The organism is Maricaulis sp. (assembly GCF_017643475.1).
In the GTDB taxonomy this organism is placed as follows: domain Bacteria; phylum Pseudomonadota; class Alphaproteobacteria; order Caulobacterales; family Maricaulaceae; genus Maricaulis.
Window position 1 is genome coordinate 1,033,565 of sequence record NZ_JAEPNI010000001.1, and the last position, 12,099, is coordinate 1,045,663.

General features: G+C 60.5%; 7 protein-coding genes. 4 read left to right on the forward strand and 3 right to left on the reverse strand.

The genetic code is table 11. The features are described from left to right. Nucleotides 1-30: 30 nt before the first annotated feature. From JJ889_RS04970 to JJ889_RS04985, 4 genes are all read left to right on the forward strand, one after another. Nucleotides 31-1,737: an ATP-binding cassette domain-containing protein gene (locus tag JJ889_RS04970; protein ID WP_291892101.1), complete on the forward strand. Its 1,707-nt coding sequence runs from the start codon at nt 31-33 to the stop codon at nt 1,735-1,737. Nucleotides 1,738-1,739: 2 nt separating this feature from the next. Then, nucleotides 1,740-3,032, forward strand: a complete 1,293-nt coding sequence (locus JJ889_RS04975) for an HlyD family type I secretion periplasmic adaptor subunit (protein WP_291892104.1) — start codon at nt 1,740-1,742, stop codon at nt 3,030-3,032. A 2-nt stretch (nt 3,033-3,034) separates the two neighbouring features. Continuing rightward, a complete protein-coding gene (locus JJ889_RS04980; RefSeq protein WP_291892107.1) occupies nt 3,035-4,312 on the forward strand; it encodes a TolC family protein in 1,278 nt (425 codons plus the stop codon). A 321-nt stretch (nt 4,313-4,633) separates the two neighbouring features. After that, complete coding sequence (locus JJ889_RS04985; protein ID WP_291892110.1) at nt 4,634-9,550, forward strand: cadherin domain-containing protein; 4,917 nt, start codon at nt 4,634-4,636, stop codon at nt 9,548-9,550. A gap of 19 nt (nt 9,551-9,569) precedes the next feature. On the opposite strand, the gene rfbD is transcribed toward JJ889_RS04985, so the two are convergent. From rfbD to rfbC, 3 genes are read right to left on the reverse strand one after another with little or no spacing between them, the layout of a single operon-like run. After that, complete coding sequence (gene rfbD, locus JJ889_RS04990) at nt 9,570-10,445, reverse strand: dTDP-4-dehydrorhamnose reductase (RefSeq protein ID WP_291892113.1); 876 nt, start codon at nt 10,443-10,445, stop codon at nt 9,570-9,572. After that, nucleotides 10,442-11,497 (reverse strand): dTDP-glucose 4,6-dehydratase, encoded by a 1,056-nt coding sequence (gene rfbB / locus JJ889_RS04995; protein ID WP_291892116.1) that lies wholly within the window; start codon nt 11,495-11,497, stop codon nt 10,442-10,444. The genes rfbD and rfbB overlap by 4 nt, the downstream gene beginning before the upstream one ends. Next, nucleotides 11,494-12,087 carry a dTDP-4-dehydrorhamnose 3,5-epimerase gene (gene rfbC / locus JJ889_RS05000; protein ID WP_291892120.1) on the reverse strand — a complete coding sequence of 198 codons (594 nt, stop codon included), beginning with the start codon at nt 12,085-12,087 and terminating at the stop codon, nt 11,494-11,496. Before rfbC ends, rfbB begins: the two co-directional genes overlap by 4 nt. Nucleotides 12,088-12,099: the final 12 nt, after the last annotated feature.

Here is a 12,099-nt window from a genome sequence, read left to right on the forward strand (position 1 = left end):
GACGTAAATTCGTGTCGTGTGGAGTGATCGATGATCAAGGGAGTGTCGCTGGAGTTGCGGAATCGCCTCAAGCCTCACCTGCGCCTGCTGGCCGGGTTCGGTTTCGCGGCGAATATCCTGCTGCTCGTTTCCCCGCTCTACATGCTTCAGATCTATGACCGGGTCCTGAACTCCGGTTCGGTTGACACGCTGATGTGGTTGAGCGCGCTGGCCGTGTTTCTGCTGGCGATCTATGGCGCAGCGGAAATGGGACGCCGTCGTGTCTCAGCGCTGGCTGCCAAGGAAATCGACGCGTATTTTTCGCCTAAAATCTTCCAGCGTTTCGAGAACCAGCTCGAGGGGCGCCCCGATCTGGCGCTGAATTTGTCGCGCCTCTCCAAGGCCCAGACCTATGTCCAGCAAGGCTCGCTCCTGCCATTCCTGGACCTGCCCTTTGCGCCGCTCTTCCTGATCGTCCTGTTTCTGATCCATCCCTTTATCGGCATGCTCGGCCTGATCGGTGCGGCGCTGGTATTCGGTGTGGCGTTTCTGGCGGAGATGTCGAGCCGACAGGGCAGCCAGGCGTCCCAGGCGACGTTGGGCAAGGCTGGCCAGTTTGCTGCCGACCTTGAACGCCAGCGCTCTGCACTGGTTTCCATGGGGCTGCTCGGCCGTGCCTATCAGCGCTGGCAGCAAGTGCGCGATCTGGGGCAGGGACTGGCCCTGGGAGCCTCTCGCGAAGACGGCAAGTTCACCGCCATTTCGCGTGCACTGCGCCAGACATTGCAGATCCTTGTTTTGGGGGGCGGTGCAGCACTCGCGCTCAGCCAGCAGATTTCGCCCGGTTCGATCGTGGCCTCCTCGATCATCCTGGCGCGCGTGCTGGGGCCGATCGACCAGATTGTCGGCGGGTGGCGAAACAGCGTCCAGACCTGGACCGGCTGGCTAGAGATGAGCGAGATCGCAGAGGCCCAGGAAGAACGCGCCGAATACACGCCGCTGCCGCGTCCGGTTGCCGAGCTGGTGCTTGATCGCACGGCTATAGGTGTTCCCGGTGGCGAAACGCCCCTGTTGCAGGCCTTCAATTTCACCGCAGGTTCGGCCGATATTATCGCCCTGACCGGTGGTATCGGAACCGGTAAAACAAGCTTTCTGCAAACGGTGGCGGGCGCCTGGCCGACTTATGAGGGCTCGATCAGCCTGGGCGGTCGCAAGCTGCAGGATTGGCCGAGCGAGGATCGCGGTCGGTACATTGGCTATATCCCGCAGGATGTTCAATTGTTGCCTGCCACGATAGCCGAAAACATCTCCCGACTGGGACCATGCGATGACGAGGCTGTGCTCAACGCGGCCAAGGCCGCTGGAGCGCACGAGATGATCCTGGGGCTGCCCGATGGCTATGACACTCCGGTTGGTCCGGGCGGGGTCAATCTGTCGGCAGGCCAGAAACAGCTGGTGGGCTTGGCACGAGCCTTGTTCGGGGCGCCGGTTCTGCTGGTGCTGGACGAGCCGACGGCTAATCTGGACAGTGCTTCTGCAAGCAATCTGATCAAGTCGGTCAAGGCCATCGCGGAAGCGGGTGCTGTAGTCATCATCTCCACGCATGATCGCCGGGTGATTGAGCAGAGCACCACCGTGCTCCTCCTGCGCAATGGTGCCGTACTGGCAGCGCCGGCTGACCAGTATCTCAAACTCGCGGTCGGCCCAGGCAATGCCGGGCCGGGTGGTGGCCAAGCTGGCGGGCAGGGAGTGGCCTGATCATGGTTCAGCTGATGAAAGATCCGACGGTCCGCTTTTCCGCAATCGCCTGTGCTGTGGGGCTTGGCGGGTTTCTCGTCTGGGCGGGTTTCGTGCCGCTTTCCGAGGGGGTCCCAGCCAATGGTATGGTCGTGGTGGAGAACAGCCGCCAGGTCGTCCAGCACCTGGAAGGCGGGATTATCGAGGAATTGCTCGTCCGTGATGGCGACCAGGTCGAAGCGGGTCAGCCGCTGCTGAGCTTGCAGGCGACCGCCTCACAAGCCGTTCGCGACGAGATACTCCAGGAAATCGCCAGCTCGCTTGCCTCGCTGGCGCGCCTCGAGGCGCTGCGCGAGGAAGAGGCTTCTCCGGACTTCTCCGCCATAGATATGCTTGAGCTTGGCAGTGCAGAGCGCGCCGCTGTTATCGAGCGCCAGCAGGACCTGTTCGACCAGCAGCGCCAGTCCTTTGAGGCCGATCTTGGGGTGTTGCAGGCCCGCCGTGATGGCGCCAGTGACTCGATCCGCCTCTATCGCCAGCAAATCACGACAACGGAACGCGCGCTCGCCGCTGCCGAGGACCAGGCTGATTTGCTGCAGCAGCGCGTGGATCGGCAGATGGCGCGGGTCGACGAGCTGCGGGCGATGGAGCGTGATGTCGCCAACCTGGAGACCCAGATTGGCGGCCTGCGCCGCGACGCCCAGCAAGCGGAAACCACTGTTGAGGACCTGGAAAGCCAGATCGCCCAGACCGAAGCGAATTTCCTGCGCATTATTTCAACGGAACAGCTGGAGGCACGCACCACGCTGGAAGCGGCCGAGGAGCGCCTGTCTGCAGCCCAGGATGTTCTGAACCGTATCGTGATCTCCGCCCCGCAGGCCGGTGAGGTTCTCAACCTCGCCTTCTCCACCCGCGGCGGTGTGGTGCGTCCCGGCGAGGCGATTTTGGAGATTGTTCCGGAAGTCGAGGAAGTCACCGTTTCTGCCCGCATCGGCCCGGGGGACCGGGCGGCCGTGTTCCAGGGGCAGGCTGTGCGCACGCATTTCACGGCCTACAAGAGCTGGATGACGCCGCGTCTGGATGGTGAGGTCACGAGTGTCAGCGCTGACCTGAAAACCGACCAGGTGACCGGCGATCCCTATTACGAGGTGCGTATTGTCGTGCCGTCCGATCAGATCGATCGGCTTGATGGACTCTCCCTGACGCCGGGGATGCCGGCCCAGGTCTTTATCTTCTCGGGAACTCGCCGTACCACCTTGGACTATCTGTTGGAGCCGATCAGCGAGTCGCTCTTCCGGGGTGCGCGCAGGGGATGAGGATGCCGTTCAAGCGTTGGGGTGTAGTCCTGCCGGCCATGGTTCTCGCGACGCTGGGACCTGTTTCGGCAGAGGCACAGCAGTGTACGCTGCTGCGCGACCTGATGCAGATCGGTATCGGCCAGTCGCCCGAGGTCGCGGTCGCCCAGAGCAGACTCGACCAGGCGGAAGCCGACGTGGATGAAGCGCGTTCCTTGCGTCTGCCCCAGGTGACATCATTCGGGCGCACCGGTGTCGGCGATACTGGCCTTACATCTTCACAGATCGAGAACCAGGTCGGCCTTCGCGTATCGCAACGTGTCTGGGACTTTGGTGATTCCCGCCTGGCCATCGACGCAGCGGAATTCAATAGTGAGAGCCTGGCGTATTCCCTGGCGTCGCAGGAAGCCCAGACGGCCTTCACCATTGCCCACGCCTATCTGATCGGGCTGGAAGCAGGCGAGATGATCGACGTCATCGCCGAGCGACGTGACTATTTTGCGCGCCAGGAAACTGCGGTCATCGAATTGCTTGAAAATGGTGGCGCGACTCGCGCCGAGCGCGCCCAGGTTTCGGCCCAGCGCGCGGAGGCGGAGGCTGATGTGCTGGAGCTGCAATCCCAGCAGCAACAGGCAGAATCCCGACTTCGCGCCTGGACAGGATTGCTGGTTGCGACCTGTCCGGTTGGCCAGGTGGTCGGCGAGCTGGAAGGTGGCCTTTCAGGGCTTGAAACCGTCGATCAGCTCTGGGAAGCGGTGTTCTCGCGCAATCCGGAGATTGCTTCAGCCCAGCGTGCCCTGCGCAGCCTGGATGCCCAGCGCGAGCGTGAGAGGCGTGAGCGATTGCCGGTGGTCGATGTCGTTGGGATCTCGTCCTACACATATGACGATCAACGCGAAGACTGGGAAGCGCGTGATCGTGTCGGAATCGATGTGTCTGTCCCGCTATATACCGGTAATGCCATCGGTGCCCGGCGTGAACGGGCGCAGGCGCGGCTGCGGCAAAGCGAAAATGAGTTGCGACAGCTGCAGCGTGATCTGGGCGAGCGGGCGGAAGTCTCCTATCGCCGTGTCCTGTCCCTGGAGGCCCAGCTTGCTCGGCGTATGGACGTGGCGCGCAGTCAGCGCGAATACTTCGACGCCATCGAGGGGGAGTTCGAATTCGGCCTTGGCACGCTGCCGGACCTGGTCGAGGCCCGCCTTGCTTATGAGACGGCAGCGCTGGATGTTGTGCGCCTGCAGTTCGAGCTGGCCCGCGAGCGGCTGGAACTCCTGCTGCTGGCAGATCGTCTTCCGCTCTGAGCCGCGCTCATCATTCCCTGTCGCACCCTGTTTTCTATCCGATGAAACGCAGTTCCCGAATAGCGCGAGCGAGCGTTTCGGAATTCCCTTTCAGGGCGAGAGAAGTGTAGCATTTCAGTCGCATGTAGTGGATTTATCCCAGGTTGTACGCGGCCTGTCGTATGAAAATATTCACAAAATGGTTGGCTCGTTTAGATCACGGTAGTGAAAAGCAATTTTCTTCTGGACGCTGGTCAGCGACGAGGGGTAGCGTCTTGGGTTAAGTGCGTGTGCTTTTATGAGCGGGCAAACACGCGTTCAGAGTGCTCAAAGGGGTAAGAGATGTCCAACGTAGATCCGGCAAAGCGAAACGGCCGCCGGTCGGCCATGGCTGCAACAATTCTGGCGACAGGAGGTGTCGCCATGTTGGGTGGGCAGGCGGCTGCCCAAGCCAGTGCGCCGGACGGTTACCGCGCCATAGGCGACTATGCAAACGTCAACAGCTACACCATCAATGATGATGGGAGTATCCGCCTGGTCATGAATGATGGTCAGGTCGTGACGGTTGCTGCGACGGACGCGCAGGTTATTGAAGGCGTGCTCTATCTCAACGCCGAAGCCGTAACGAGCGCTGCTCCGGCAGCGGCAGGTGCTGCCGCGGCAGGCGGGGGCGGTGGCGGTGCCATCCTTGGCGTCCTTGGTGGCCTCGGTCTCGCAGGCGCTGCTGCCGGTGGCGGTGGCGGTGGCGGCGGCGGTGGTGGTGGAGGGACGACTCCGCCGGCCCCGAACAATGCACCGAGCTTTACCAGTGGCACCACGGCCAGCCAGGATGAGAACACGACGGCGACGGGATACACCGCCGCGGCGACCGATGCGGACGGCGACACGCTTTCCTATTCCATCAGCGGTGGCGCAGACGGTGCACTCTTCTCGATCAATAGCTCCACAGGCGCTCTGACATTCAACGGTGCTCCGGATTTCGAAAACCCGACAGACGGCAACTCGGACAACGTCTATGAAGTCACCATTCGTGTGACCGATGGACGCGGCGGCTCCGACACCCAGACCGTCCAGGTAACTGTGAATGATGTTGACGAAGCGCCGGAATTCTCTTCCTCTGCCACAGCCAGCGTAGCGGAGAACCAGACTGCGGCGATTGACGTTGATGCGACCGATCCGGAAGGTACGGGAACGATCACTTATACGATCAGCGGTGCAGATGCGGCCTTGTTCAGCATTGATGCGAACACGGGTGAGGTGACTTTCATCTCGGCGCCGGACTTCGAGGCGCCTGCGGACGCCAATGGGGATAATGATTACGAAATCACCGTCACGGCCAGCGATGGCTCTGTGCAGTCGAGCCAGAACATCACCATCACGGTGACCAACCAGAACGACAATAGTCCGAACATCACCTCGGCCGCGGCCTTCAATGTGAATGAGAACCAGACTGTCGCCTTTACCGGCATTGCGACGGATGGCGATGGTGACACGATCAGCTATTCGCTGACGGGCGCGGATGCGGCGCTGTTCAATATTGATAGCGTGACCGGTGAAGTTACCTTCATCAATGCCCCGGACCGCGAGGCACCTGCCGATGCCAATGGCGACAATGTCTATGAAGTGAACCTTGTTGCCAGCGACGGGGTGAATTCCGACGTCCAGGCGGTCACCATCACCGTGGACAACGTCAATGAGGCGCCGACGATCACCAGCTCTGCCACGGCAAGCGTCGCGGAGAACCAGACCACGGCGATCGACGTGGACGCAACTGACCCTGACGGCCAGGCGCTGACCTATACGCTCAGTGGTGCCGATGCCGCGCTGTTCAGCATTGACGCGAATACCGGCGTCGTGACCTTCATCGCGGCACCCGATTTTGAGGCGCCGGCCGATGCCAACGGCGATAATGACTACGAGATCACGGTCACGGCCAGCGATGGCGGGCAGCAGGCGGTTCAGAACATCACCATCACGGTGACCAACCAGAACGATAACAATCCGAACATCACCTCAGCCGCAGCGTTCAATGTGGACGAGAACCAGACCGCTGCCTTTACCGGCACGGCCACGGACGCGGACGGAGACACCATCAGCTATTCGCTGACGGGTGCCGATGCGGCGCTGTTCAACATCGACAGTGCGACCGGTGTTGTCACCTTCATCGCCGCACCCGATTTCGAGGCGCCCGCGGATGCGAATGGCGACAATGATTACGAGATCAACCTCGTCGCCAGCGACGGAGTGAATTCCGATGTTCAGGCCGTGACGATTACGGTCGACGATGTCTCTGACGTTCCGCCGGTGATCACGTCTGCGACTTCGGCCAATGCAGCAGAGAACCAGACGTCGGCCTATACAATCACGGCGACAGACGCGGACAATTCGGGACCGCTCGTCTATTCGATTTCCGGCGCTGATGCTGCATTGTTCAGTGTCGATCCGAACACCGGTGTTGTTACCTTCGTCAATGCTCCGAATTTCGAAGCGCCGACAGACGCGAACGGCGATGGTGTCTATCAGCTCACGGTCTCTGTCACGGACGGGGATCTGAGTGACAGCGAAAATGTCTCGATCACTGTTACCAATGTGAACGAGGCGCCGACGATCACGTCCTCGAGCTCATTCAACGCGCCGCAGAACCAGACGAGCGCATTCACGGCTGCCGCGACAGATCCGGAAAGTGACACCATCACGTACTCCCTGTCGGGAACCGATGCCGCCCTCTTCAACATCAATGCGAATACGGGCGAGGTGACCTTCATCAACGCGCCGTCAGTCGCGGCGCCTGCGGATGCCAATGGTGATAATGTCTACGAGGTCGTGCTTACCGCGAGCGATGGATCGCTTACGACTGATCAAAACGTCAGTGTAACGGTCACCGGGTCGAGCAATTCTGCCCCGGTGTTCGTCTCAGGAACCACATCCTCTGTGTCGGAAAACCAGACGTCAGCCTATGCGACGCGCTGGACCAATGCCGAAGAGGGAGACACAATCACATTCAGCCTTTCTGGCACGGACGCTGCGCTTTTCCAGGTCGACAGCGAGACCGGTGAGGTCAGCTTCAGGAACACACCGGACTTTGAAGCCCCGGGCGATGGCAATACTGACAACGTCTACGAGTTCACACTGACCATTAATGACGGCGTTCAGAGTGTGGACCAGAACATATCGGTCACAGTTGGAGATGCTGCCGACAGTGGCGACATTCCGGACAATGACACCACCACGATCTCCATGGTTTCCGGCGGAAGCTTTGTCGGCAATTTGGACGTCCAGGGTGAGCAGGACTGGATCCGTGTCGAACTGGTCGCTGGCCAGCGCTACGAGTTCAACCTGACTGGTACTGGCGCGGATGAGCTGGACGATCCCTATCTTCGCCTCTTCGATCAGTCCGGAACACTGATCGCTGAAAACGACGATATCTCACTTGGCGTGGTCGTGGATTCCCGACTTGGTTTCACGGCACAGACCAGCGGCGTCTACTACGTCTCCGTGGGCGCTTACACGAGTGACACCCAGCCTGGCACGACAGGTGAGTATACCCTGACGATCGAGCACACGGATCCACTTCGTGAGTGGAGCAATGACGAGATTGCTTCGTATCTCGACCAGAATGGTTGGGATGGCGCGCAGTGGAATGTGACCTCTGGCGACACGTTGACGGTCGACATAACCGGACTGACGGCCGCCGGCCAGACACTGGCCCGCGCTGCGCTGAACGCCTGGACGGAAGTGACCGGCATCATCTTCAGCGAGGTCAGCAGCGGTGGCCAGATCGTCTTTGACGATGAAGAGGACGGCGCCTTTGCCGGACCGAGTGGCATTTCCGGAGGTTTCTTCACCGGAGCGACGGTCAATGTCGGCACTGACTGGCTCGACACGTATGGCACCAATCTGGATGGCTATTCCTTCCAGACCTATATCCATGAGGTCGGGCACGCGCTGGGCCTGGGCCATGCCGGCCCTTATGACGGTTCGGCCGATTATGCCGTTGACGCGATCTACCTCAACGACTCCTGGTCCCACACGATCATGTCGTATTTCTCGCAGAACGAGAACACCTACCTGGATGCGACCTTCGCCTTCCTGATGACCCCGATGGTGGCGGATGTGCTTGCCGCGCAGGCCATGTACGGCACGCCAACCACGGTTCGCGATGGCAATACGACCTATGGCTACAACACCAATGCCGGCTCCATCTATGATGCGACGGCCTGGGGCAGTGCCGTTGCCTACAACATCTTCGACACGGGCGGCACGGACACGCTGGACTTCTCCGGTTTCAATGGCGCCCAGGAGCTGGATCTGCGTGACGAGGAATTCTCTGACGTGCTCGGCGGTCGCATGAACCTGTCGATCTCCCGTGGCACTGTGATCGAGAACGCGATCGGTGGTGGCGGCAATGATGTCTTCATCGGCAATGCCGCGAACAATTCCATCACCGGTAACGGCGGAACGGATTCCTACTACGCGTCAGGCGGTACGGATGTGTTCAACGGCGGTGCCGGTACGGACACCATCTATCTGTCGGGCAGCGCGGGTGACTATTCCATCAGCACCAACGGATCCGGCAATACGGTCATCACTGATCTGCGTGCCGGCACTCCGAACGGTGTGGTCGAGCTGATCGATGTCGAGAACATCGTCTATGACACCGAGATTCCGGATAACGTGACCTACCCGCAGGGCCAGCGCCCGCTTGATGACGGCGAACTGAGCATTTCGGTTCAGGATCCCGGTTGTATCTGCTGCGCGGCGGGGGCGTGCGATACGCACGACCATCACGGCCACAGCCACGGCACGAAAGAGCCGGTCGCCGAGGTCGTCGACCTGCAGGCAAATCCCCCTGCCCAGACCATCGACCCGGTTGAGCTCTACGACATGCTCGATGGCCAGGCTAGCGGTCCGGTGATCCATCTGCACGATTTCGGCTGGAGTGCTGGCGACAGTCCGGCAGATTTCGGTACGGGCGCGGATATCGCGGCACAGTTGGGCGAGCACAATAATCTGGGCGTTGTCGACATGGGACAGCTTCTGAACAATCAGCCCGTGGCAGATACGCTCGACAAGTCGGCACAGGTGCAGGAAACCCTCACCATTGGTGTGGCTGACAAGGGCGTTCAGGTCCAGGACACGCTCGCCAAACAGTCTGCGCCGACCAGCGAGGATGACGAGTGGAGCGATCTTTCCAATGCGGTTCCGGCCGCACCGGGCGGGACAATCGATGTGTTTTCCAGCTTGGACGAGTGGGCTTGATGCCCGGGCTGGCGGCGGGCTAGTCCCGCCGCTGCAGGATCTCATCCAGAACGACATCCACAGGGCGATGGGACAATCCCGTCGCCCTTTGTAGTTTCCCGCTGTCGAGCGCGGAAAAGGCCGGTCGCGGTGCCGGTGCGCCATAATCCGCTGCGACGATATCCTGGACAGGTGTATCCAGGCCGGCGCGTTGGAAAATGCGTCGTGCGAGTTCCGCCCAACTCATCGTGTCCGGGCCAGCAAAATGATAGACCCCCCAGGGCGGACAGTCGTCTTCGCTCATCTGGGCGAGCGAGACGAGCGTGCGCGCCAGCTCGTGTGTGCTGGTTGGGCTGCCCACCTGGTCATTGACCACTGATAGCGATGTACGCTGTGTGCCAAGACGCAGCATGGTGGTGAGAAAATTCCCCGGAAACTCCGAGAGGAGCCAGGCCGTGCGAATGATCAGATGACGTGGATTGGCGCGGGCCACGGCCGTCTCGCCGGCCAGTTTTGTTGTGCCATAAACGCCCAGAGGAGCCGTGGTGTCTGTCTCTGACCAGGGCGTGTTCCGAGGGCCGGAAAACACAAAATCGGTCGAGATATGCACAATGGGAAGTCCGGCTCGTTCGCAGGCGGAACTGATAGCACCGGCCGCGGTCGTATTCAGCTGATAGGCCTGTGCCTGCTCGCTCTCGGCTCGATCGACCTGGGTATAGGCCGCCGCATTAATGACCATTCTACATGATGATTTTCCGGCCAGCACGGCATCGAGGCGTTCGTCCAGAGTTGTCTCTGCAAGCAGGTCCAGCCGGTCCCGTCCCACACGCTCGCATTCAATGGATACCTCTTCGGCGGCCTGGGCTATGGATCTGGCAAGCTGGCCGTTGGCGCCGAAGACGAGCAGTGAGGTCAAGCGCGCACTCCCAGACGGGCCAGCTTGTCCGCTTGGCCAACACGGCTGACGGCTTTCTGGCACCAGTCGAGGTTATTCAGATACCAGCTTACTGTCGTGCGGAGTCCGGACGCGAAATCATGTTCAGGCGTCCAGCCCAGTTCGCGCTCGATCTTGCCGGCGTCAATCGCATAGCGAAAATCATGGCCGGGGCGGTCGGTGACAAAACGGATCTGCTCGGCATAGGGCGACGGGGAAGGGCGCAGCTCGTCGAGCAAGGTACAGATCATCTGCACCAGTTCGATGTTGGACACTTCCGCGCCACCACCAACGGCGTAGGTCTCGCCGACACGTCCTCTCTCCAGCATGGCAAACATCGCACTGACATGATCGCTGACATGCAGCCAGTCGCGAACATTCTCACCCTTACCATAAACCGGAATGTCATGTCCGCGAATAGCGTTGAGAATGACTACCGGGATGAGTTTTTCCGGAAACTGGAAGGCACCGTAATTATTCGAACAATTTGAGATTAGGACCGGGAAGCCATAGGTCTTGAACCAGGCGCGGACCAGCATGTCCGAGGACGCCTTGCTCGCGGAATAGGGCGAATTGGGCGCGTAGGGAGTTTCTTCCGTGAACACGCCTTCCGGGCCGAGCGCACCGAAGACCTCGTCCGTGGAAATGTGCAGGAAGCGGAAGTTTCTCCGGCATTCTTCGTCCAGCGTACGCCAGTAGGCTTCGAGTTCGGCCAGCATGACAGCCGTTCCGGAAACATTTGTGGTGACGAATTCCAGAGGACCATCGATGGAGCGATCGACATGGGATTCCGCTGCCGCGTGGATGACTGCATCCGGACGGAAGTCGTCCACGGCCTGCCGTACGGCAACCGCATCGCAGATATTGATCTGGGCGAAGCTGTAGAAATCCGATCCCGCGATGCCGGTGAGATTGTCGGGATTGGCTGAATAGGTGAGGGCGTCGATGTTGAGCACGTGATGCCCATTCCCGATCGCGTGCCGTACGATCTCCGAACCGATAAACCCGCAGCCGCCGGTGACCAGTATTCTCATTTCACAGCCTCCGGCGGTGTGTAGGTGAAGGTATTGTGCCGCAGAAATTCCTGCCAGCTACCAGCCGCACGATCCTTGTCCGACAAGACCGGCTGAACAGCTTTAGCCGGCCAGCCGAGCGCCAGATCAGCATCATTCCAGGCGACGGAGAAATCATGTTCCGGTGAATAGGGCGCGTCGACCTTGTAATTCACAACACAATCGGGTTCGAGCGTGATGAAACCATGCAGGAAACCCGCGGGTACGAGCAGTTGCACAGGGGCGTCCTGACTCAGCTCGACTGATGCAGACTGGCCAAAGGTCGGCGAACCATGACGGGCATCGACGATGATATCAAGGATGCGGCCAGCAACACATCGAACCAGCTTTGCCTGGGCGAAGGGGGCGTGTTGGGCGTGAAGACCGCGCAGCGTGTGCACATGGCTGGAGAAGCTCTCATTCTCCTGGATCCACTCATGCTCCAGCCCCAGACTCGCAAGCCCGTCACGATGGGCCGTGACCGAAAACCGCCCGCGCTCGTCCGCGAAGACAGGGTGCCGGATCAGGCACGCATCGGGCAGTGAGAGGGGCTCGACTTCGAACATGTACATGCGTCTCTTTTT